Origin of the sequence: Shewanella sp. DAU305, from assembly GCF_026802235.1 — a bacterium.
Classification (GTDB): Bacteria; Pseudomonadota; Gammaproteobacteria; order Enterobacterales; family Shewanellaceae; genus Shewanella; species Shewanella baltica.
On record NZ_CP113808.1, the window covers coordinates 1,780,915 to 1,804,482 of the forward strand.

The following is a 23,568-nucleotide window of genomic DNA, read 5'->3' on the forward strand; positions in this document are numbered from 1 at the left end:
GGGCTAACGTTTGAGCTTATTGGTTAAATCTGCCCGCAATTTTCGGGCGTTGATTTCATCGAGTGGGGTAGTCAGCATGCCTTGGGCTGCACTAGGAATATGCTCTAGATCGCCATCTTCATGGTCAAAAATATAGTGATCGAACAGGGCTTTCCACGCCTGACGTTGCGCCTTGGGTAAGGAGCGTAAACTTAACATTGCGTGCAGTAAGGCATTATTAGGGCGGCCAAGATAACCGGGCGTATCTCGCCACCAATGGGTAATGAGAACATTAAAGTCATCCATTCCGCGTACATGGTGCCACCACATACTGGGGATGAATAACACATCACCGGGTTCCAGTTTGGCGACTTGCGCGGATTCCATCGCCTTGGCAAATTTAGGAAAGCGGTCAAAATCGGGATTATCCATATCGACTAAGCTAATGTCTTGGCCGCCCGGGGCAAACTCCATTGGGCCAATATACAGATTGCTGATTTGCTCCGGCGGAAACAGGGTAAAAGTGCGTCTACCGACGACATTGCAGGCTAAGTTATGGGGAAAGTCGAAATGGGCAGCGATACGAGTTTGATTGCCAAGCCAGATATTGGTGAGCGGTGACAAAGGTGCAAGATTGAAACTATTGTCGTCGCCAAGTCCTGGTAAGCACTGATTAATATCGGTTGAGCCCATATAAATACTGGCGGCTTGCTGCACAGTGAGCTGCGTGAAGATTTGCCGCAAATCTAACTTACCCGCCTGATAATTAAACCCATCTAAAGTGTCGTTATAAAATACGCGGCCTTGATGTTCAGGCGCTAGATAATAGGCGGTGACGGGCATGCCTTGGTAAAACTGGGCCAGATACTTCATCGCGCTATCGGTGGACTCAAGCCCTGCTTTCACTAAAGGCCAGTTTGCGCAAAGTCCTTTAAATACCAAAGGCTGCTCAGCATCTTTAATCAGCGCGAGCATCTCCTCGGTTGGGCAGTTTTCAAGGTGTTTGACGACATTAGTTTTAGGTTTAATCACATCAAGACTCATGGCTGCGACCTAGTTAACCTTGCGCATTTTTAAGGTTAAGCAAGTCACGTACTCTTGCCTGTGAGGCCAAGGTCATGTAAATCGCCTCTAGATAACTTTTAGCATGTAATTGAGCGAGCACTTCTGCCGAAAGGGCCGCTAGCGTTTCTTCATTAATAGTATAGAAACCCATCATTTGATGTTGGTGGCCATTGTCGAGCTTGATATCTAAGGTAAAGGATTCCAGCAACTTATGTTCGATAAGCAAATCGATAAAGTGCTTACTGTCGATAAGCCCGTGGTGGATACCTTCTAACATATCCCCAATGTCATCCAGATATTGCGTATTCCCACCATAGGGATGGAACAAAGCTTCGCCTTCGGTTGTGCTGACTTTTGGGCTCGCCATATCGATATGTATGACCCTTTGTTTGAGCTCGACACCGTCTTCGCGCACGCTTTGCTGACCAATAAGAAACGGCTGACGACGTAGGGTGAGAGGGATATAAGAAGCCTGCCAAGTGCCATTATTTAAAAACAGATTCTCATTATTTTGAAAACCATAAAGCGCCACAGCAAAGAACTGGCCTGTGGCCTGATCCTTTTGGAAAAAAATCGGATAATGCGCCTGTACGCTGCGAAACTCCGCCGGAAAAGTGACACTGAACCAGACATTATCGCCGTACTTAGCACTACGCTCAGTGATAATTTTAATATCTTTATGATCTACGCTGTTAAGTAATACGTGTTGGCTCATAGGGTTACCTTTGTCCTTTGTTGGTTCTCACTGCCGCGAGTTATTCTTGTTATTTGTGCTAAATCTTAGGGAAACCAAATTGCCTGACCTTGTTTAATAGGTCGCGATTGCTCGGAAGGCTCTGGCTCAATGCATGGATCTTTTGCTGATTCTCACTAAAAAGTCTTTGGGCAACTTGCTGTTGCGACGGCTTGATATGGGGGGGCTGGGCAGTATTAAAGCCCATACCATAAAGAACATATTGGAAACTCGCCGCCGGAAATAAGGGTTCTTTGTAGCTAATATCGTGACTGCTTGGCGCTTGATAACGCCATAGGTCGAGTTGCTGCTGTAATCTTTCAGGAATGGATGCGGCCTCCCGGTGATCGCGCCAGTAGCCATCCACTTCGCGTCGACTCACGACATAATGCAGTTTTAAAAAGTCGATGATTTGCTGCCAGTGGCGCTCGTAGCGTTCATTCACTCGCTGGGCAATCGTGTCCATTACGCCGCGATGCGTTGGCAGTTGCGTGGCTAAGGTATTCGCCGTCCATTCCACTAAGGCTAATGCCGATGCTTCTAAAGGTTCAATAAAGCCTGCCGCCATGCCGATGGCAATACAGTTGTTTTGCCAGCATTTTGCATGGTAGCCGGGGTTGATATTCAACTTTCGATATTCTTGTTTACGACTATCAAGCACGTTGCTGGATGCCGATTGAGGATTAGTTGATGTGTCATTGGCTAAATAGGCTTTTAAGGTTTGTTCTGCCTCGTCATCGCTACAATGGGCCGATGAATAGACATAACCCACGCCTTTGCGAGTCGGTAAACCTATATCCCAGATCCAGCCATTGGGTTGTGCCGTCGAGAGTGTGCATGAGGCGATAGGGCTATTTTCTTCGGCATAGGGGACTTGTATTGCTAAGGCGCTGTCGTTAAACAGCACAGCTTTTTGGCTGAGGAAGGGCACGTTGAAATGCTCGCCCAACAGCAATGATTTAGTGCCAGAACAATCGACAAACATATCACCTAAGATCACGCCATGTTCTTTGGTCGCAAGGCTTTCGATATCGCCATTGGCAAGACTGTGAACCTGGGTGACATGATCTCGAATGTATTTGATCCCCAGTTTTTCGGTGCAATGCTGCATTAACAGTTGGCTAAATTTCCCCGCATCTAAGTGATAGCCGTAATTGTTTTGAAAATGATATTCCGGCGTCGCAATGGTTTTAGGCGCTAGCCCTAACTGAGTCAGCGCATCTTGGTTGGATACCGCCTGAGCAAAACTGACCTTGTCACTGTGAGGCAACCAAAAGGGACACAAGTCTAACTCTTGATGGCCATGGGGTAAGCTAAAGGGATGTAAATATTGGTTAGAACCGAATGGTTGAGTATGTTCAGTATCATCGTGCTGCCAGTGAATAAAGCGTGAGCCTTGCTTGAAACTCGCGTCGCATTGGCGGATAAATTCGGTTTCGCTGATGCCGATTTTATCTAAGGTGTTACGCATCGAAGGCCAAGTACCTTCGCCGACGCCGATAGTGGCCACATCGGGGGATTCTATTAATGTGATATTGAGTTTAGGCGAGTGCGCAAGCTGGCCTTTATCGACATTATGCTCGGCGGCCAAAAGGGCAGCGGTTATCCAACCGGCTGTGCCGCCACCGACAATGACAATGTTATTAATGGCTGTGTGAGTTGCTTGCTGCATATCGAGTGCCTTATCTTTTATTGTTGTTTATAAAAGGCTTTTATTTTTTTCGTTATCACTAACGCGGTTAACTATTGCGCTAGCATTGAATAGTTTTACTGCGATTTCCAGTATTTATTTTACTCATATTGACTAAAAAGAGCGGCTACGTCCGTGTAGCCTGCTGTCATCCTGATAAAAATGAGGCATCTATGGCATACCTCATACGACCTTAGGGTAAAGATCTGTTGCTCTTTAATCGGTACGACTAGAAAGTGTAACGTGCGCCTATACTGTAACGCGCACCCGTCTGGGTGTAGTTAAGGACTTGTTCCGTCGCACGGCCGTGTACACGCGTGGCTTCATTGGTGATGTTTAAGCCTTCGATGAAGATGGTTAAACCTTCAACCGCTTCAACGTCATAACCTATGTTAAAGTCCACCTGCGAATAAGCTTCGGTGTATTTAGGGTTCGAGCCAGTATCTTGACCTGTTGAGTTTAAGAACTCATCACGCCAGTTATAGGCGATACGGGCCGAGAAACCATAGTTTTCATAGATACCGACTAAGTTTGCTGTGTCGCTGATCCCTAAAATCACGTTCTGGGTCGCATCACCTGGGCGACCTAAGTTAGTGTTATCATAGCTGTCCCCCGCATCCACCATAGTGTAGTTGGCTTGGATACCAAATCCTGACTCACCAAAGAAGTGCTGGATAGAAAACTCCCAACCATCAATCACATTACTTAAATCACTGTTAGTGGGGTTAGTAATGAGGAAGTTTAACGAAGGATCACCTGGGTTACCGGTAATCTCGATATTGCCGTTATCAGGATTGATCTTCACATTCGGATCGGTTGCACCGTATTTGTCATAAATCCATTGGCGTTGTTGAATCGCAGTAGTGGCACCTGCCGCAATGGCTTCATCAACATATTTACCATGTGCTGGATCCGGAATGTTGTAGATGTCTGAGTTTTCAGGATTACTACTGATAAAGTTAGTCACATCTTTACGGAAATAACCGATTGAGACGTAACTGGCATCGTTGTAATACCATTCTGTCGATAGGTCGTAGTTTGTTGACTCAAGTGGTAACAAACTTGGGTTACCCGCAGAGCCGCTACCACCGTTGCGATAGGCAAGCGTTCCTACTGTGGTGCCACCTTGAATCGAGGTGTAATCAGGACGACCAATCGTTTGGCTAAAGGCGGCGCGGACAAACACATCTTCCAGCATTTCAATATTAAAGTTGAAGCTGGGTAGCAGGTAATCGTAATCACCCTTTTGAGTTTGGTAAACGCGATTATTATCCACTGAACTCGTTAGCGCGATTTCAGACTCTGCAATCCAAGTAGCTGTATCATAAGAGGAAACAACCGAAGTCGATTCAACATCTGTTTTTTCGTAGCGTAAACCAAAATGCACGTCATAGGGCATGTTGGCAATTTCGCTGGCGAAGTTGTATTGGATATAGGCTGATTGAGATTTTTCTTCAGTGAAACGGTCTGTGCCTTTAGAGTAATCGGTAGAAGGGCAGAAGCCATTACCACAATCACCCACTATGCTCGTTGCATAGAGTTCTGCTGCACGGGCACGAACTGCCGCAAAGTCCCAAAGGAACATAGTGTTTAGCGGATCTGTCGATGCATTACCGTTATAACCTGCGAAATTACCTTTTGAACCATCAAATTTATCGATAACTGAACTGGTTGGGAACCAAGCTGCGTCTAAATCGCCCGCAGCACCAACGCCACCCCAGTCGTTACGTTGAATATCAACCTGTTGGGAGTGGTTATTCACGTCTGACATCGCAATACCAAAATCGATACTGCCCGCCTCGGCTAAATCATATTTACCCGACATTTGCAGCTGTTCAATTTCGGAGCGATTGACGGCATTGGTAAAGGTTGAACCAGTCACGCGCATATCTTCTGGGCGAACCGCATTTCCACCACCAACGGCGAGTACTGGGACATCACCGCTAAAATCGGTCGCTGCACTGGTACGAATAAAGGCGGCGGTACTGAGGTTGCTCGTACTGCCATTGACATTGTTAGGCGTACGTTCGGCGTAGGAGTTATGGTAATCCAAGTTTAACGTCAGATTATCACTGGCTTCCCAAGCTAAGTTAAAACCCAGTGAACCACTTTGGTCGCGGGTGCCGAAATCGCCAGCAGCCATTGAAAGGTCGGCGGGTGCATCGTAGGTTTCTGAATAAACGAGTGGTGATGAAACTGGGCCATCACTCCAAATATTTTCTTGGGACGGCACAAAGTTGAACCATGCCGAGACGTCGTGCGTTTGAGTATCGATGTCGTTACGCATGTAAGTGTAATCAAGCGTTGCGCGCAGCGAGTCAATTGGTTCGTATTGCAGCACTAATTGACCGTTGGTGCGTTTACGTTGCTGTTCCTCAAAACGGTAAATCGTGGTTTGTGGCACGCTATACACGTCATCATCGCCAGGTCGATTGACTTGATTGTCGTTTTTAGGAACGCCGCCCCATTCTGCATTGGGGCCGCTGTAATCTTGGTCAACGATACCAGGGAAGCTGCGCCAACCGGTACCGACTTGGGCTTGTTGATTACCACTTTCCCTTTCTTGATAGCTACCTGAAATAGAAATCCCAAATTTATCATCGGCAAAGGTATTTGAGTACAAGCCTGAAAGTTCGGGTGTGGTAGCGCCTTTATCCGTGGATGAGTCATCGACGGCCTTTGCACCGAAAGTCGCCTTCATGCCTGGCGAGCTTAGCGGTCTATGGGTGAGCACATTGATCGTGGCGCCAATACCGCCCGTTGGATTTTCCGCCTTAGCGGTTTTCTCCACTTCAACCGCACTGATGGCTTCTGACGCTATGTTGGCAAAGTCGAATGAACGAGAGCCTGTGGTGACGGGCATTTGACGTCCGTTTAACAGCACTAAGTTTTGATCGGCACCAAAACCACGGACCGACACTCGGCTACCTTCACCGTTTTGACGGTCGATAGATACGCCAGAAATACGTTGTAGCGATTCAGCTAAGTTACTGTCGGGGAATTTACCGATATCTTCGGCGTTAATGGCATCAACAATGCCTTCTGAGCCGCGTTTTACGTCCATCGAACGGACTAAACTACCGCGGATCCCTGTTACTTGAATAACTTCAATATTTTCTTCTTTTTTGTCAGTATCGGCTGCATAGGCGGGCATGATAGCGCCCACGCCTAAGACTAGCGAAAGGCTAGTGGCCAATCTGGTTTTTCTAAATGTTCTAAGTTCCATCTACATCTCCCCGTTGAGTAGATATTCAGGCTACAACTCTCTGATTTTGTTTTTGGGTAGAACAAATTATGTACAGCTTGCTCATATTCTTGTTCGAGTTAGGTTTATGTAAGCGCTTACATAAAGCTAGTTTAAATTATCAACAGAGTCAACGGTAAGTTGCTTTATTGTTGCAACATTATGTTGTTCTTGTCCGTGAGTTTATTCTAACCCATTGTTTTAAAATGAAACCAGTTTTATATTTTGTTACATATTGATGATGTTGTTTGTGAAAGAAAGCATGCTAACTCTACTTTATGAACTTCGTAATGGCGTGTTTTGCCATTTGGTGAATAGATAAAGTGTGAGGATATTTTGCGTAAGCGGGGGAAATATAGCGTGAGTTTCTCTTGCTGTTTTTGAGTGTTTTTTATACTTAGCTTGAGTCGGGCCTGTTTATTTTTGCCTTTGAGTTCAAGCGAAAAATGCAGTGCCTTGCCCACTGGGTCGCCCCATCAGGGCAACTTAAGTATATGAGTAGACTAGGGGGGGGGGGGCTACGCCTTAGTGATTTAACTATTTATGATCTTAGTTGCTGAATTTCTTATAAATAGTGATGGGGTGAAACGGCTAACAATTTCCACATCGGTTTTATTGTATACGTGTTTTAGTACCCAGAGCGCCGCCATTTTACCCATTTCATGGATGGGGTTGCTGACAGAGGTGAGCTTAGGGGAAATATACTGAGGAAACGGGATATTATCGTAACCCATGAAGGATAAATCTTCGGGCACCTTAAGCCCTTGTTCAAGGCAGGTTGAAATTGCACCCGATGCCATTTGGTCATTGGCGCAAATCACCGCAGTAAATGGCCGTTGTAAGCTGAGTAAATGTCGCATGCCATCGCAACCACTCGACTCTTTAAATGTCCCTTCGTAGAACAGCTCACTCTCATAGGGAATGGCCGATTCAGTGAGCGCTTTTTTATGGCCCATCAGGCGCTGCCTAGCATCTAGTTTGAATAAAGGTCCTGATATATAAGCAATATGTTTATGTCCTAACGACAACATATGCTGAGTAGCGAGGTAACCGCCAAGCTCGTTATCGAGATAAATACAGCGTTCACGTATGGCGGCAACATAGCGGTTAATCAGCACGATTGGCGTGCTCTGCTGACAGAGATCGATAAGATAGTCATCTGAAACCGCTTCCACGTCGATAATCAACGCATCACAGCCGCGATCAAGTAAAAATTGCACCGCATCTTTTTCTAGGGATTCATTGCTTTTACCCGCGGCAATAATAACGTGCTTACCCGCATCGCGCAGGGCATCTTCAATTTCAGTCATCATAGGCCCATAAAATGGGCCATCGAGTTGTGATACCAGGACGCCCACACTATTTGAGCAGTTGGACGCTAATGATTGGGCTATCGCATTGGGGCGATAGTCCAACTGAGCCATAGCGTCTAATACCTTTTGTTTGGTTTTCTCACTGACATTGGTGTTTTTATTCATCACCCGTGACACAGTCGCAAGTGACACGCCTGCAAGTACCGAAACGTCGTAAATAGTGGCCATATCATCTCAAATTAGAGGTACTGAAAAGTACAATGCCTTGAAGATTAGCATATTTTTATTAGCTGGCTCTATTTAATTCCAGATGGATTTCATCCACTTTCTGGTTATTTAGCGTATAATGACGCATGATAAATGAGACCAAAATTGAGCCGATAGCGGGATAAAGGGTAAATGAAATTAAGATGCCATTGAGTGTTGTTTCACTCTGAACCACATCGGCTTGATAACCGTAACTTGCCAGTAACCATCCAGCCGCCGCACCGCCAATCGCGACTCCAAGTTTGATAAAGAAAATCACCGAGGAATAAATCATGCCTGTGATACGCACGCCGGTTTTGTATTGACCATAATCGACCGTATCCGCCATTTTAGCCCAGAGTAATGGCGTGGCCATATTGAAGGTAAAGCCCCAGACAATATAAAGAGTGAAGGCGAGAACGACTTGATCTTTAGGGACAAAAAAGTGCAATACACACAGGGCTGCGGCGAGGAGTTGCAACACAATATAGGCTTTGACCTTACAAACGCGTTTGGCTAATGGCTCTGCGAGAATGCAGCCAAAAATATTGCCAACCATACCTAAGGTGATGAAAAGAGTGATCATATCCGGCAGGTTAAGAAAATATTTCACATAGTAAATGGCGAGGCTAGTGCGTAACACCATGCCGGATAATAGGCAAACTGCGGCGGCGGATAGCACTCGCCATTGGTCATTCTGTAATAGGTAGGTAAAGTCCTGTTTAAAGCTGGAGTTTTGATCCACTGGCGGATGTAAGCGCTCTTTTGTGCCCCAGAAGCAGGCCAAAAACATGGCAACACCTAAGATGCTCATGGCGAGAATTGTAAGCTGATAGCCCTTTGCTTGGTCCCCCTTACCGAGAAACTCGACTAAAGGAAGGGTAAGTCCTGAGACCAGTAAGCCACCGAGCATAGCGAACACAAACCGATAGGATTGCACCGAAACCCGCTCTTTGGGATCGGCCGTCAGTACTCCCCCTAAGGCGCAATAGGGGATATTAATGGCGGTATATACCATCATCAATGCTGTGTAAGTCACGAAGGCATAAATCATTTTCCCATCTTCAGATAAATCTGGGGTCGTAAAAGCCAATACACTGATAATCCCAAAGGGCAGGGCAAACCAGAGTAAATAGGGTCTGAATTTACCCCAACGGGTGTTCGTGCGATCTGCCAATGCGCCCATTAAAGGATCGGTGACGGCATCAATTAACCGTACGAGCAGAAACATAGTGCCGACAAAGGCGGGTGAAATGCCAAAAATGTCGGTGTAAAAAAAGGTAAGGAACAGCATAACGGTTTGAAAAACGATGTTGCTGGCGGTGTCGCCAAGCCCATAGGCTATTTTTTCTTTTATGCTAATCATGGCTTTAGCCTTATTTATTATTGTTATTGGTTAAGTGGGCCCTTGAGCGAATCAAGTCACTGTAGGCGTGACCACTGGCCTTTATCGTTCGGGTTTGGCTGGCATAATCCACATAGACAATGCCAAAACGTTTTAAGTAGCCTTCGGCCCACTCAAAATTATCCATCAAGCTCCAGGCAAAGTAACCCTGAATGTTAACACCTTGTACTATGGCATTGTCTACTGCGGTTAAATGGTGCTGGTAATAGCTGAGCCTATCGAAGTCATCGACACGCCCATCAATACATTTATCGTCCATGGCGGCGCCATTTTCTGTGATGAAAATAGGCGGTAAATCATAGATTTGATCTAAAGAAACCAATAAATCGGTAAAGGCCAGTGGATAGATCTCCCAGCCTATGTCGGTTTTAGGTACCCCAGGTAAATCAACTTGCACAAATCCTTGTTCGGCATCGGCCTGATATACGGCGCGGGTATAAAAGTTGACCCCTAAAAAGTCAATGGGTTGACTGATAATCTCAAGGTCGCCGTCGTGAATTTCCGGTCTATCTTCTGGCGCTAATGTCGCGAGAAGCTCTGGGTATGCCGCATCGAAAATGGGCTTGATATACCACTGGTTAAAGTAATCATCGGCTTGTTTTGCGGCTTGAATATCGGCAGCATTTTGGGTTAATGCGTAGCAGGGCGTGAAGTTAAGCACTATGCCATTCATGCTGTTTGGGCTGTTCCTTTGCAGTACTTGCATCGCTAAACCGTGGGCGAGTAACAGGTGGTGAGCCGATTGACGGCCATAGGCTTTTTTCATTAAGCCGGGGGCGTGAATGCCTGCCTCATAGCCTAAATATGAGCTGCAAAAGGGTTCGTTTAAGGTGGCGTAGGAATACACTCGGTCGCCGAAGGCTTGGCTTATTTTGTCGGCATAGTCTTTGAAAAGATAAGCGGTATCTCGGTTTAACCAGCCGCCTTGGTCCTCAATATGTTGAGGAAGATCCCAATGGTAAAGCGTGACAAATGCTTTGATATTTCTATGTTTTAGTTCGTCTAGAATGCCAATGTAGAAATCAACTCCTTGCTGATTAATGCTGCCATCTTGATTTAATACCCGCCCCCATGCGACTGAAAAACGATAGGCATCCACCCCGAGTGACGCGATTAAGGCGATATCTTCTTGCCATAGATTCAAGTGGTTGCAGGCGATATCGCCATTGGACGCATCACGGATTTTATCTGGTGTTGCACAGAAGGTGTCCCAAATACAGGTCTGGCGAGAGTCCACGCCACCTTCGATTTGAAATGAAGCGGTCGCCACACCAAAAGTAAACGCTTTGCTTTGGAGTCTTGAGTTTTTTGGTAAAGATATTTTCATATATTCAGTCACTTAATTATATTTTTGAATTCATGCCTGCGATTTAAAACACAGAGTTCAAGATAAAGAGATTAAAGATGCTTGCCGACTGTCACTAAAAATATTGACTTTGGTTATCGACATGTTAACAATGAAAGCGCTTACATCGAGGTTAGTGACTAATCATAAAAAGGTCAATATGTGATTCGGATAAATTAATCACGCCATTTTGACTAAGAAGATTAAACGTTTTTATCTAGGTAATCGGTTGGGGAGAATAGGGCAAATATGGCTATTGCAAATGAAACTGAGGCGAGTGCAATGAGTGAGTCGGCAACGAGTGTGCATCAGAGTGGCAACTTTAGGTTTGCTTTAGTGGCCTTAACCTCGTTGTTTTTTATGTGGGGATTCATTACGTGTCTTAACGATATCTTGATACCTTATTTAAAAAGTATGTTTGAGTTGAATTACGCCCAAGCCATGTTGGTGCAGTTTTGTTTTTTTGGGGCTTACTTCATTGTCTCAATCCCTGCGGGTGCACTTGTAGGTAAGATTGGTTATCAAAAAGGCATAGTCACTGGGCTTGGTATTGCGTGTTTAGGCTGCTTATTATTTTATCCTTCAGCGAGTTTCGCTTCGTATTGGATGTTCCTAGGCGCTTTTTTTGTTTTAGCCTCTGGCATTACCATTCTGCAAGTGGCGGCTAATCCCTACGTCAGCGTGCTGGGACCTGCAAAAACCGCGTCATCGAGACTCACTCTGACCCAAGCGTTTAATTCCTTTGGCACCACAGTTGCTCCGTTTTTTGGTAGTTGGTTAATTTTATCGACTTCACATCAAATGACAGGAAAGGCTGCTCCTGACCTTGTAGTCAGCGCTGCGGCTCAAGCGAGCACAGTCCAAGTTCCCTATTTGATTTTAGCGGCCAGTTTATTTGTGTTGGCGGTGATTTTTATGCTGTTAAAGCTGCCTTTTTTGGGGCAAAAATTGCCAGCGAGCAGTGCTAAAGTGCTGGGCAGTGCATGGCAATTTCCGCATCTTGTTCTCGGTAGCGTGGGGATTTTTGTGTATGTGGGCGCAGAAGTCGCCATTGGCAGTTTTCTGATTAGCTTTTTAGTTCAGCCTGATATTGGCGGTTACACCCATGCCGAAGCCGCGCATTATATTGCCTACTATTTTGGTGGCGCTATGGTTGGGCGTTTTATTGGCGCGGCCGTGATGCAAAAAATCAAGGCCGGCAAAGTATTAGCCTTTAATGCAATTTGTGCTTGCTTGCTGGTGGCCTTAGCCATGTTGAGTACAGGGGCGATGGCGATGTGGGCCTTACTGTTAGTCGGGTTATGTAACTCTATTATGTTCCCGACTATTTTTAGCTTGGCATTACAAGATCTTGAACAACACACCAGCCAAGGTTCTGGCATTTTATGTTTGGCGATAGTGGGCGGCGCGATTGTGCCCTTATTCCAAGGTATGTTAGCCGATCATTTTGGTATCCAATTGGCCTTTATTTTACCGCTGCTTTGTTATGGCTTTATCGCCTATTACGGCGCCAAGGGCTGTGATGCCCCAAGACCAAGATTTTAAATTAATTAAAACACGACGATTAAACACATGGATGCGCACACGGCGTGTGTATTAAGACATTTTATTTTTTGAGGGTGAGAATTATGAGCGTTATCGCATTGAGACCCAAAACCTTTAGCTTGAGTTTATTGGCTGTGCTGACCTGCGTCAGCTTAAGTGGATGCAGCAAAACAGAGCAGATAAAAGCCGACGATAGTCAGTCAGTTAAGCCCAATGATGTTGCCGCATCTAGCTCACCCAATAGCCCCAATAGCCCCAATGGCTACAGTATCGACGGTAAGCCTACCGATATTAATATTTGGCCGCAGTTAACTATCCCCCATAAAAATCAGCCAGATGTTGAAAAACGCGTCGCAGATTTATTAGCAAAAATGACGCTAGAGCAGAAAGTTGCGCAGATGATCCAACCTGAGATCCGCGATATCACGGTCGAAGATATGCGCAAATACGGTTTTGGCTCTTATTTGAATGGTGGCGGTTCTTACCCGAACCAAGATAAACATGCGACGCCAGCAGATTGGATTGCCTTAGCCGACGCTATGTTTCAAGCCTCTATGGATGACTCGCTCGATGGCATCAGTATTCCAACCATGTGGGGCACGGATGCGGTTCATGGTCACAACAATGTGATTGGCGCAACGCTGTTCCCACATAACATAGGGTTAGGTGCGGCTCATCATCCTGAGCTTATTCAGCAAATTGCTGCGATCACCGCCAAAGAAGTCATGGTGACGGGGATTGATTGGGTATTTGCACCGACTGTCGCTGTGGTGCGTGATGACCGCTGGGGACGAACCTACGAGGGTTATTCTGAAGATCCTGCCATCGTTAAATCCTATTCGCACGCGATTGTCGAGGGGTTACAAGGTGGCAATGATAAAGACTTCTTATCAGATCAGCATGTTATCGCTACGGTAAAACATTTCTTAGGAGATGGAGGGACCGAAGACGGGGATGATCAGGGCGATAATATCGCATCCGAACAAGCCTTGTTTGACATTCATGCCCAAGGTTATGTCGGCGGGTTAACTGCGGGCGCGCAAACTGTGATGGCCTCATTTAATAGTTGGCACGGCGCTAAAAATCACGGTAATCCTTATTTATTGACCGATGTACTTAAGACTCACATGGGCTTTGATGGCTTTGTCGTTGGCGATTGGAATGGTCATGGGCAGGTTGAAGGTTGCAGTAACGAATCTTGTCCTCAGGCCGTTAATGCGGGCTTAGACGTATTCATGGTGCCTACGGCCGCATGGAAACCATTATATGAAAACACTATCGCGCAAGTTAAGTCGGGTTTGATCAGCCAAGCGCGGATTGATGATGCCGTGAGTCGTATCCTGCGAGTAAAAATTCGGGCGGGATTATTTGAAAAGCCAAGTCCAGCTAAGCGTCCTTTATCGGGTAAAACCGAGTTAATTGGACAAGCTAGTCACAGAGACGTTGCACGCCAAGCGGTGCGTGAATCACTGGTGTTATTGAAGAATAATCAGCATTTATTGCCTTTATCTCCTAAAGCTAAAGTGCTCGTTGCAGGCGATGCTGCTGATAATATTGGCAAACAATCGGGTGGTTGGTCTATTACTTGGCAGGGTACTGATAATCAGAATGCAGATTTCCCTGGAGCAACATCGATTTATGCTGGCATAGCAAAGGCGGTTTCTGCCAGCGGTGGTAGCGCTGTGCTGAGTGTTGATGGTCAATTTGATGCTGCGAATAAACCCGATGTGGCGATTGTGGTATTTGGTGAAGAGCCCTATGCCGAAGGCAATGGTGATATTGATAATCTTGAGTATCAAAGAGGGAATAAGCGTGACTTAGCTTTATTGCAAAAGCTCAAAGCCGCAGGGGTTCCTGTGGTCTCTGTGTTTATTAGCGGCAGACCTTTGTGGGTCAATCCTGAGCTTAATGCCTCTGACGCCTTTGTCGCCGCTTGGTTGCCTGGCACTGAAGGAGCAGGGATTAGTGAAGTGTTATTCACTCAAGCTAATGGTGATGTTCAGTATGACTTTAATGGCAAATTATCTTTCTCATGGCCGTCGACACCGCAGCAAACTCAAGTGAATGTTCACGACAGTGATTATTCGCCATTACTTCCCTATGGCTATGGCCTGAGCTATGCGGATAAGGCAAATAGTACTGCGCCTGCGATATTATCGAATAGTTTGTCTGAAGATAATTTCAGTGAACAAATGCAACTCAGCCAGAAGCCGTTATTCGAGCGTGCCGTTAAGGCGCCTTGGAAAATGCTGATTGGCAGTGTTGAAGGTGACAAGGTTTCGATGGAACCCATAGCCAGCAGTGTGCAATCGAATGATGTTGTCACGATTAAAACCTTTGATAAACAAGTACAAGAAGATGCTCGCCATGTCAGCTTCAACGGTAAAACTCTTGGTTTTGTGAGTTTGCAGGGGAACTTCCCTGAAGACTTACGGGCTTATCTGGCGAGCAAGTCAGTGTTGAGTATGCAGGTCAAAGTCGGTTCATCGATTAAAGCGCCTGTTAATGTTGGCATGACCTGCGAAGGCGATTGTCGAGTCAATGTGGACATCAGCACTCAGCTAAGCGCGTTAAGCCTTGATACTTGGAGTGAACTAAACATAGATCTCACTTGCTATCAGGCGCAGGGGATCGATTTTGGTAAAATTATCTCGCCTTTCATATTGTCATCATCGGGCGCTGTGGATATCAGTTTTAGCGATATCACCTTAAAGCCAAAAACGGCGAGTATGGCGTCAGTCGAGTGTCAGTAATGTAAAATCCCAAGGCGCAGTGGGTCGTTTACATGACGACTGTGCCTTCATTGTTTGCTTTAATAAACAGCCTTTACTTTGACAGGGGCTAATGTTGTTTTTGACCTGAGGCCGTTTTCAATTACAGTGTATGGCATCAGGCAGTAGAGCCGAGCTTCACTGAGCCGCTTTGCGTTAAATATATTGAGATGGAGTAAGTTGATGTTACGAATTGGTATCGATCTTGGCGGCACAAAAATCGAGTTAATTGCATTAGATGACGATGGTAAAGAAGTGTTTCGTAAACGCATCCCAACGCCAAGAGAATATGTTGCTACAGTCGATGCATTAGTCGCACTCGTGACAGAAGTCGAAGAGAGCTTGCAACAAACCGCCACAATAGGCATAGGTATTCCTGGGGTGATTTCTCCTTTTACTGGCCTAGTTAAAAATGCTAATTCAACGTGGATCAATGGCCATCCCCTCGATGTGGATCTGGGCGCTCGATTAAACCGTAAGGTGAAAATCGCTAATGATGCGAACTGTTTTTCCGTATCAGAAGCGGTCGATGGCGCAGCTGCTGGCAAGTCAGTGGTCTTTGGCGCCATTATTGGTACTGGATGTGGTGCAGGTATCGCCATCAAAGGCCAAGTGCATGATGGTGGTAATGGTATCGGCGGTGAGTGGGGTCATAATCCTTTACCTTGGATGAAAGCCGATGAATTTAATACCACGACGTGTTTTTGTGGTAACAGAGACTGCATCGAGACGTTTATCTCAGGGACGGGTTTTGTACGCGATTTTCGCGCAGCAGGTGGAGTTGCTGACAGCGGTATTGAAATCGCCCAAATGATGCAAGCAGGCGATCCGCTGGCAACTCAAGCTTTTGATCGCTTTATCGATCGTTTAGCCCGCTCATTGGCCCATGTGATCAATATGATGGATCCAGATGTTATCGTCCTTGGCGGCGGAGTGTCCAACATCGATGCCATTTACACTGAATTGCCAAAAGTTTTACCGCGATATGTGGTTGGCCGTGAGTGTCACACTCCGGTTGTTAAAAACTGTTATGGCGCTTCATCGGGCGTACGTGGTGCCGCTTGGTTGTGGGGACGCTAACTTTAGACTTAATTTGAAATAGTGTTTGATATTTAAGGCCGAATTCATTTATTTGAATTTGGCCTTTTTTTGATTTTGTCATTCTAAAGTTTTACATTTCATTAGCAAATCTTTATCTTAAGTGCTGGTAATTCTTACGCTAAGTGCTATTTTTAATGCTGGGTAGAAAGTATAAAAATGAATTAGATCATAATAATTACGCTATTGTCGTTCTCTTGGGAGTTTACTAGATGAAGCATTTGTCCATCAGTACTAAGTTGTTGTGGATTACATCAGCATTATTTTTATCGATAGTGGCTATTTTATCTATCAGTTTATGGTGGACGCTGTCGGCTCAAAACGCACAATTGTCGGATCAAGTTCAAAATACCCTACAAACGGAAACGCGGGATAAACTCGAAGCCCGCGCTGGTGAATATGGTGAAATGGTCGCCGGATTTATCAATGAAGCCTACCGTATTCCTTTCTCTTTTGCGGGTATGCTTGAAAGTACTGCCGAGGAATTACCCTTAAAACGTGACCGCTTAGAACTCGCAGTAGCGGCAGTGCTGAAGAAAAATGCGCAAGTCTCTTCCATGTATGCCCAGTTCGAACCTAATGGTTATGATGGGCTCGACAGTGAGTTTTTGAATGTGAATGTTAGCCATAGTGTGGCGACATCTGGCGCTCTAGAGGTCTATTACACCCGTAACGACGATGGCACTGTGGAGCATAACCAAGTTGAAGATTCGGCAGAAAAGTACCTCACTAGCTTAAATGAGTTTGGGATCCGTGATGCTGAATGGTATTTATGTGGTAAAGAAACCTTAAAGCCCTGTTTAATGGAGCCGTACTTATACGAGATCACTCCAGGCAACAAAGCATTAATGACCTCGTTGACTGTGCCCGTGCTTAAACATAAGCAATTTATCGGTATAGTCGGTGTAGATGTAAACTTGCCAGTGTTTCAAACCCTTATCGATAAGTTATCCAAAAGCCTCTACGATGGACAAGCGAAAGTCACTTTGCTGAGCACCCGCGGTTTAGTGGTCGCGGCCAGTCATTACAGTAAAAAGGCGCGTCCATTAGCTGAGTCGATAAATCCTACTCTCGCTTCGCAAATCATCTCCCTGCACAAGAATTCCGGCTACATGGTTAACGATGATGAAATTATTGTTGCCTACCCCATTAAGATCCCGCTAGCGAATGCCGAGTGGTCCTTAGTTATCCAAGTGCCGACTGCACAGGCGTATAAGAGCTCGATTGAGCTAAATAATGATATGGATGAGATGGCGACCTCTTTAGGAAGTTTACTGCTGATCGTGGGTATTGTGGTATCAATTGCCGCGGTGATTACCATTAGCTTAGTGATCCGTAGCATTATCTCACCATTGAGGATGATCCAGGGCCGTGTAGAGCATCTTGCGAGTGCAGATGGCGATTTAACGCAATCGATTGAGGTTGATTCCCATGCTGAATTGATTGCACTAGCGAAAGGTTTCAACTCCTTTATTTATAAACTTAAAAATCTGATTGCCGAGCTGAAAACGCTTGCGAGCCGCTCTCAGGAGGAAAGCCAAGCCTCTGCAAAAATTGCGCAGCTCACCCGTGACAGTGTGAATCGCCAGTACGGTGAAATTGAGAGTGTGGTAACGGCTGTGAACCAAATGAGTGCTACTGCACTTGAAGTTGCTAAGGCGTCTGAGCAAACGGCGGCAGAAACTGAAGCTATGTCGCGAAATATTCGTCATAGCGAAGAGAGCCTGACTAAGGCAATGGGTTTTGTCGCGACTATGTCTCAGGAGTCTATGGAGGCTAAGCTGGCGGTGAGTAAAGTGGCTGAAAGCAGTATGAACATCAGTCGTATCCTTGAGGTGATAAGCTCCATTGCCGCACAGACTAACCTGTTGGCACTCAATGCGGCGATTGAAGCTGCAAGGGCGGGTGAGCAGGGACGAGGCTTTGCTGTGGTTGCTGACGAAGTCCGCGCGCTAGCATCTAAGACTCAAAGCTCGACGAACGACATTAGTACCCTTATCGACGCACTGCAAAAAGAGGTCCAAAGCGCTTCTGGCATCATAGATAAAGGCGCTGAGCGGGCACAAATGGCCGTATCTCAAACTGAGCAAGCGTTAAACTCATTGAATTCAATGGTGAGTCAGATTGGGGAAATTTCGGGCCAAGTGACCCATATTGCCGCCGCCGCAGAAGAGCAGAGTGCGGTGACTGAAGAGGTTAATCGCAATATCACCGGGATTTCTGACTCTGCTTCTGAACTTGCACGTCTTGCGGGTGAAGCACAGCAAAGCAGCGTAGTTTTAGCAAACTTAGTGAAGCAGCAGCATGAGCAGTTAGGCAAGTTAAAAACCTAGCACGCAGAGGTTTACTGAATTAGCGTATTGATTTTAAATAGGCTCTTTATTGTGTTGCTGGTTAAGCACTGAACAAAGGGCCTATTTTTATGGCAATTGTAAATATCAAAGAACAGGCTGAAGCTATGAAATAGTCAGCGAGCGAGCTGTAAATGTATGGTGATTATGCGATGATTGGCAGGACAAATATTTTAGATACAAAAAAGCCCATTTTTCAATGGGCTTTTTTGTTGAATCGGGTGGTGGCCCCTCACGGACTTGAACCGTGGACCTAACGATTATGAGTCGTGTGCTCTAACCAACTGAGCTAAGGGGCCGACTTAAGGTAATCGTCATTACCTGAAGCGGGAGGAAGTATACTAAGCTTACTTACGCTTGTCACCCGTGTTTTGGCTGGAAATTCACGCAACTGATTCAATTGGTTATCTGTTAATCAACTTAAATGCCATCGTCGGCTAAATTTAATGCTTTCATAGCGTGCTTATGCGGATATTGGCGCGGGAGAGGCAATAAAAAGCCCTGCATAGGCAGGGCTTCAAATCTCACTTAGCTGACTTTAGGCTTATAACGGCCTATTCATCTAGGAATGATTTTAAGATTTCTGAGCGTGAAGGGTGACGCAGTTTGCGCAGTGCCTTAGCTTCAATCTGACGAATACGTTCACGGGTTACGTCGAACTGCTTACCCACTTCTTCAAGAGTGTGGTCAGTGTTCATATCGATACCAAAACGCATACGCAATACTTTCGCTTCACGGGCGGTTAGACCTGCTAACACTTCGTGAGTGGCGTTTTTCAAGCTTTCGCTGGTCGCTGAGTCCAGTGGTAATTCGAGGGTAGTATCCTCGATAAAATCACCTAAATGCGAATCTTCATCGTCACCGATTGGGGTTTCCATGGAGATAGGTTCTTTAGCGATTTTCAGTACCTTACGGATCTTATCTTCCGGCATCATCATACGCTCAGCCAGTTCTTCAGGTGAAGGCTCACGGCCCATTTCCTGTAGCATTTGGCGAGAGATACGGTTCAGCTTATTGATCGTTTCGATCATGTGTACTGGAATACGAATAGTACGCGCTTGGTCAGCAATAGAACGAGTAATCGCCTGACGGATCCACCAAGTAGCATAGGTAGAAAACTTGTAGCCACGACGGTATTCGAATTTATCCACAGCCTTCATCAAGCCAATGTTACCTTCTTGGATTAAGTCCAAGAATTGCAGACCACGGTTGGTGTATTTCTTCGCGATAGAAATTACCAGACGTAAGTTGGCTTCAACCATTTCTTTCTTCGCACGGCGCGCTTTGGCTTCACCGATTGACATACGACGGTTGATGTCTTTAATGGCAGAAATTGCTAAGCCGGTTTCTTCTTCAACTGCTGCAAGCTTGGTACGACAACGGATCACGTCGTCTTCAACCATTCTTAGGCCTTCGGCATAAGGTTTAGTTGAGGCTTTCTCAGTATTGAACCAATCGAGGTTGGTTTCGTTGCCAGTGAAGAGTTTGACGAAGTTTTTCTTCGGCATTTTGGCTTGTTCAACGCACAGTTTTAACACTAAACGCTCTTGAACACGCACGCGATCCATCATAGTGCGCATGCTTTTTACTAAACGGTCAAACTGTTTAGGTACTAAGCGGAATTCTTTGAAGATTTCACCGATTTCGAATAGCGCTTTTACCGATTCAGGGTGTTCACGGCCCTTAGCTTCGATAATTTTCAGTGCACTTTCGTAGGCTGTTCTCAGTTGACCGAATCTTTCGCGTGCTTCTTCAGGATCAGGCCCTTTGTTGCCTTCTTCTTCATCTTCAGTGTCGTCGTCATCTTCTTCGTCATCTTCATCTTCCAGCTCTTCTTCAGATAATTCTGAGCCGATGTGAGTGGCGGTCGGTGCAACGTCTTCGTCCGGGTTAACAAATCCAGAGATAATATCAGATAAGCGCAGTTCGTCGGCTTCAAATTGGTCGAATTGCTCAAGGATCATAGCGATCGCTTGTGGGTATTCGGCGACTGAACTTTGAACTGTGTTGATGCCTTCTTCGATGCGTTTGGCGATAACAATTTCGCCTTCGCGGGTCAGAAGCTCAACTGTACCCATTTCACGCATGTACATGCGCACGGGATCGGTTGTGCGGCCAAGTTCGCTTTCTACTGTTGCCAGTGCGGCAGCGGCTTCTTCAGCGGCATCTTCGTCTGTGTTGTCTTCCGACATCATCATGTCATCGGCATCAGGGGCTTCTTCGAACACCCGGATACCCATGTCATTTATCATCTGGATAATATCTTCGATCTGGTCAGAATCGACCATGTCTGCAGGTAAGTGATCGTTCACTTCTGCATAGGTTAAGTAACCTTGCTCTTTACCTTTGGCAAGCAACAGCTTAAGTTGCGACTGCGGAGTATGATCCATAGATATCATCCAAGTTGGGAAACTGTTACAACGACGGACACTTAGCATGAGCTAAGTGCCGCGCAAATCGTCAATTATAGCCGTGTGCACATGTCTGTGCTAGTCACTGGGACAGTGAATGAGGACATTTTTGCCTCAGTTTAACCCTTTCATGACTGAGATCAGCTTCGAGAGCTGCATCTTCTCTTCTTTAGTATGAGTCTGTTTTAGACTCAATTCCTGATATCGTTGTTCAATATATTGATTGTTCAACCAAACCAGGGTTTGTTTAAACTTTTCGAGCAAGTTTTCATCCGCCACTTGATGGTCCCATTGGGCCAATTTATGGAGAGTGCCGCTGTAAGGGTGCTCTCTGAATTGTTCAAGTAGTTGTGCGCTGTTTAACGTTTGCTCTCGAGTCATCTCCAATAACAGTGGCAGCAATTCTATGCCTGGCATCTGCAAGTGGGCGAGTGCGGGTTGTGGGGGTAAGCCCATACCCAGTTTAGGATGTTGTACTAGCAGTGCGATGGCGAGTCGCAATGGTGTACCGCGTCCTTTTAATCCTTTATTTGCCATTGGTTTAGCTTGTTTCACGCTAAAGCCTAGCTTCTTTTTCATATCTTCTGAGCTGTTCATTCCTAACTTGTGAGCTAAGTTCTCAAGCAATAAATTTTGCAGCACAGTGTCTTGAATTTTTTCAATTAAGATAAAAGCTTGTTTCGCTAAGTTGCCTTTATCTGTACCGTATTTTGTCGCTAACGTATCAAATAGAAACTCTGGTAGTGCAATGGCTGAAACCATTAAGGTTTCGAATGCATCTTTACCAATCTTACGTACCATAGAATCAGGATCTTCGGCCTGAGGCAGGAACATAAATCGCACTTGATCGCCTGGCTTTAATAATGGCAATGCCGTTTCTAAGGCACGCCAAGCCGCTTCAGTACCCGCTCTGTCGCCGTCGTAACAGCAAATCACTTCTTTAGCGCTGCGCAGCAAAAGCTGAAATTGCTCCGCCGTCGTCGAGGTGCCTAATGACGCGACAGCATAATCGACGCCAAATTGCGCCAACGCCACCACATCCATATAGCCTTCAACGATCAGTACTTTGTCAGGATCGCGATAGCGTTGCTTTAGTTCATAGAGACCATAAAGCTCATTGCCCTTATGAAATATGGGCGTTTCTGGAGAATTCAAGTATTTGGGTGTGCCATCACCTAAAACTCTGCCACCAAAACCAATGACTCGTCCGCGTCTGTCGCGGATAGGAAACATGAGGCGGTCACGAAATCTGTCGTAACGTTTCCCACTGTCGTTGCTAATTAACATACCCGCAGTCAGTAACTTATCCTGCGCATCTTGATTCTGACGATAGCGGCCCAATAAGCCGTCCCAACCGTCTGGCGCAAAGCCAATACCAAAATGTTCGACTACATCATCGGATAAACCGCGATAGGCAAGATAATCGATAACTTTTTGTTTATCTTGGTGTTGTCTAAGTTGATTTTGAAAGTAAAGGCTCGCTTCTTCCATGAGCTGGTATAAGTCACGACTTAAACCGTCATCATGTCGCTTGCCTGTGCCTTGTTCTCTGGGAACCTCTAATCCAAGCTGGCCCGCCAAATCTTCAATGGCATCAATAAAATCGAGTCGGTCATACTCCATCACAAAATCGATGGCGTTGCCGTGAGCACCGCAGCCAAAGCAATGATAGAACTGTTTATCACGGCTGACGGTAAACGAAGGTGATTTTTCGCTATGAAAAGGACAACAGGTCGAGTAGTTCTTACCCGCCTTTTTCAAGGGCACCTTACGATCGATAAGTTCGACTATGTCAGTGCGAGCGATTAGCTCATTGATAAAATCACGAGGTATTGCCATTGAGTGCTTAAAATCCCGCCTTGCGCGAATTTAAACAAACAAGCCGCGCATAGGCACGGCTTGTTCATACAGTGAAACGCTAATTATTGCAATTTTGCACGGATCATAGCGCCGATAGCGCCCATGTCTGCACGTCCTTGCACTTTAGATTTCAATGCTCCCATTACTTTGCCCATATCCGCCATGGCGGATGCACCTACTTCTACAATAGTTGCATCGATGAGCGCCGCGACTTCCGCCTCTGTAAGAGGGGTAGGCAGGAAAGCTTCAATAACTTGAATCTCTGCTGCTTCCACGTCGGCCAACTCGTTACGACCCGCTGCTTCAAATTGAGCAATCGAGTCACGACGTTGTTTCACCATTTTGGTTAAGACCGCTATAACCTGTTCATCAGTCAGAGATTCGCGGGTATCCACTTCAATCTGTTTGATGGCGGCTAATGCCATACGAATAGTGCTCAAGCGCGCCTTCTCTTTGGCGATCATGGCTTGCTTCATGTGGTCTTTTAGCTGATCAATTAGGCTCATATGAGA

General features: G+C 45.9%; 14 protein-coding genes and 1 tRNA gene. 4 read left to right on the forward strand and 11 right to left on the reverse strand.

Going from position 1 to position 23,568, the window contains the following annotated elements; translation table 11 throughout:
* Positions 1-3: 3 nt before the first annotated feature.
* The 7 genes from OX890_RS07690 to OX890_RS07720 form a co-directional block, all read right to left on the reverse strand.
* On the reverse strand, positions 4-1,023 hold the full coding sequence (locus OX890_RS07690) for a cupin-like domain-containing protein (RefSeq protein WP_268650374.1): 1,020 nt from the start codon (positions 1,021-1,023) through the stop codon (positions 4-6).
* Positions 1,024-1,036: 13 nt separating this feature from the next.
* Complete coding sequence (locus tag OX890_RS07695; protein WP_268650375.1) at positions 1,037-1,759, reverse strand: SapC family protein; 723 nt, start codon at positions 1,757-1,759, stop codon at positions 1,037-1,039.
* Positions 1,760-1,817: 58 nt separating this feature from the next.
* Positions 1,818-3,449: a tryptophan halogenase family protein gene (locus OX890_RS07700; RefSeq protein WP_268650376.1), complete on the reverse strand. Its 1,632-nt coding sequence runs from the start codon at positions 3,447-3,449 to the stop codon at positions 1,818-1,820.
* Positions 3,450-3,696: 247 nt separating this feature from the next.
* Positions 3,697-6,693: a TonB-dependent receptor gene (locus OX890_RS07705; RefSeq protein WP_126491383.1), complete on the reverse strand. Its 2,997-nt coding sequence runs from the start codon at positions 6,691-6,693 to the stop codon at positions 3,697-3,699.
* 551 nt (positions 6,694-7,244) lie between these two features.
* A complete protein-coding gene (locus OX890_RS07710; RefSeq protein WP_006080715.1) occupies positions 7,245-8,252 on the reverse strand; it encodes a LacI family DNA-binding transcriptional regulator in 1,008 nt (335 codons plus the stop codon).
* A 58-nt stretch (positions 8,253-8,310) separates the two neighbouring features.
* Positions 8,311-9,636 (reverse strand): glycoside-pentoside-hexuronide (GPH):cation symporter, encoded by a 1,326-nt coding sequence (locus OX890_RS07715; RefSeq protein WP_126491384.1) that lies wholly within the window; start codon positions 9,634-9,636, stop codon positions 8,311-8,313.
* A gap of 10 nt (positions 9,637-9,646) precedes the next feature.
* Positions 9,647-11,002 (reverse strand): GH1 family beta-glucosidase, encoded by a 1,356-nt coding sequence (locus OX890_RS07720; RefSeq protein ID WP_126491385.1) that lies wholly within the window; start codon positions 11,000-11,002, stop codon positions 9,647-9,649.
* A 267-nt stretch (positions 11,003-11,269) separates the two neighbouring features.
* Between OX890_RS07720 and OX890_RS07725 the strand changes: the two genes are divergently transcribed.
* From OX890_RS07725 to OX890_RS07740, 4 genes are all read left to right on the forward strand, one after another.
* Entirely contained in the window at positions 11,270-12,565 is a 1,296-nt protein-coding gene (locus tag OX890_RS07725) for a sugar MFS transporter (protein WP_126491386.1), read from the forward strand.
* An 83-nt stretch (positions 12,566-12,648) separates the two neighbouring features.
* On the forward strand, positions 12,649-15,318 hold the full coding sequence (locus OX890_RS07730) for a glycoside hydrolase family 3 protein (RefSeq protein ID WP_126491387.1): 2,670 nt from the start codon (positions 12,649-12,651) through the stop codon (positions 15,316-15,318).
* A gap of 201 nt (positions 15,319-15,519) precedes the next feature.
* Positions 15,520-16,416 (forward strand): fructokinase, encoded by an 897-nt coding sequence (gene mak / locus OX890_RS07735; RefSeq protein WP_268650377.1) that lies wholly within the window; start codon positions 15,520-15,522, stop codon positions 16,414-16,416.
* A gap of 230 nt (positions 16,417-16,646) precedes the next feature.
* Positions 16,647-18,767 (forward strand): methyl-accepting chemotaxis protein, encoded by a 2,121-nt coding sequence (locus OX890_RS07740; RefSeq protein WP_006085035.1) that lies wholly within the window; start codon positions 16,647-16,649, stop codon positions 18,765-18,767.
* 240 nt (positions 18,768-19,007) lie between these two features.
* Here the strand turns inward: OX890_RS07740 and OX890_RS07745 are convergent.
* The 4 genes from OX890_RS07745 to OX890_RS07760 form a co-directional block, all read right to left on the reverse strand.
* Positions 19,008-19,084, reverse strand: a tRNA-Ile gene (locus tag OX890_RS07745).
* A 255-nt stretch (positions 19,085-19,339) separates the two neighbouring features.
* A complete protein-coding gene (rpoD, locus tag OX890_RS07750; RefSeq protein ID WP_006080722.1) occupies positions 19,340-21,175 on the reverse strand; it encodes an RNA polymerase sigma factor RpoD in 1,836 nt (611 codons plus the stop codon).
* A 135-nt stretch (positions 21,176-21,310) separates the two neighbouring features.
* Positions 21,311-23,035 carry a DNA primase gene (dnaG, locus tag OX890_RS07755; protein WP_268650378.1) on the reverse strand — a complete coding sequence of 575 codons (1,725 nt, stop codon included), beginning with the start codon at positions 23,033-23,035 and terminating at the stop codon, positions 21,311-21,313.
* An 83-nt stretch (positions 23,036-23,118) separates the two neighbouring features.
* Positions 23,119-23,562: a GatB/YqeY domain-containing protein gene (locus OX890_RS07760; protein WP_006080724.1), complete on the reverse strand. Its 444-nt coding sequence runs from the start codon at positions 23,560-23,562 to the stop codon at positions 23,119-23,121.
* Positions 23,563-23,568 lie beyond the last annotated feature (6 nt).

Bases quoted from the DNA above. Each gene is read 5' to 3' on its own strand.
- OX890_RS07690 (WP_268650374.1), bottom strand. From the start codon at position 1,023: ATGAGTCTTGATGTGATTAAACCTAAAACTAATGTCGTCAAACACCTT.
- OX890_RS07695 (WP_268650375.1), bottom strand. From the start codon at position 1,759: ATGAGCCAACACGTATTACTTAACAGCGTAGATCATAAAGATATTAAA.
- OX890_RS07700 (WP_268650376.1), bottom strand. From the start codon at position 3,449: ATGCAGCAAGCAACTCACACAGCCATTAATAACATTGTCATTGTCGGT.
- OX890_RS07705 (WP_126491383.1), bottom strand. From the start codon at position 6,693: ATGGAACTTAGAACATTTAGAAAAACCAGATTGGCCACTAGCCTTTCG.
- OX890_RS07710 (WP_006080715.1), bottom strand. From the start codon at position 8,252: ATGGCCACTATTTACGACGTTTCGGTACTTGCAGGCGTGTCACTTGCG.
- OX890_RS07715 (WP_126491384.1), bottom strand. From the start codon at position 9,636: ATGATTAGCATAAAAGAAAAAATAGCCTATGGGCTTGGCGACACCGCC.
- OX890_RS07720 (WP_126491385.1), bottom strand. From the start codon at position 11,002: ATGAAAATATCTTTACCAAAAAACTCAAGACTCCAAAGCAAAGCGTTT.
- OX890_RS07725 (WP_126491386.1), top strand. From the start codon at position 11,270: ATGGCTATTGCAAATGAAACTGAGGCGAGTGCAATGAGTGAGTCGGCA.
- OX890_RS07730 (WP_126491387.1), top strand. From the start codon at position 12,649: ATGAGCGTTATCGCATTGAGACCCAAAACCTTTAGCTTGAGTTTATTG.
- mak (WP_268650377.1), top strand. From the start codon at position 15,520: ATGTTACGAATTGGTATCGATCTTGGCGGCACAAAAATCGAGTTAATT.
- OX890_RS07740 (WP_006085035.1), top strand. From the start codon at position 16,647: ATGAAGCATTTGTCCATCAGTACTAAGTTGTTGTGGATTACATCAGCA.
- rpoD (WP_006080722.1), bottom strand. From the start codon at position 21,175: ATGGATCATACTCCGCAGTCGCAACTTAAGCTGTTGCTTGCCAAAGGT.
- dnaG (WP_268650378.1), bottom strand. From the start codon at position 23,035: ATGGCAATACCTCGTGATTTTATCAATGAGCTAATCGCTCGCACTGAC.
- OX890_RS07760 (WP_006080724.1), bottom strand. From the start codon at position 23,562: ATGAGCCTAATTGATCAGCTAAAAGACCACATGAAGCAAGCCATGATC.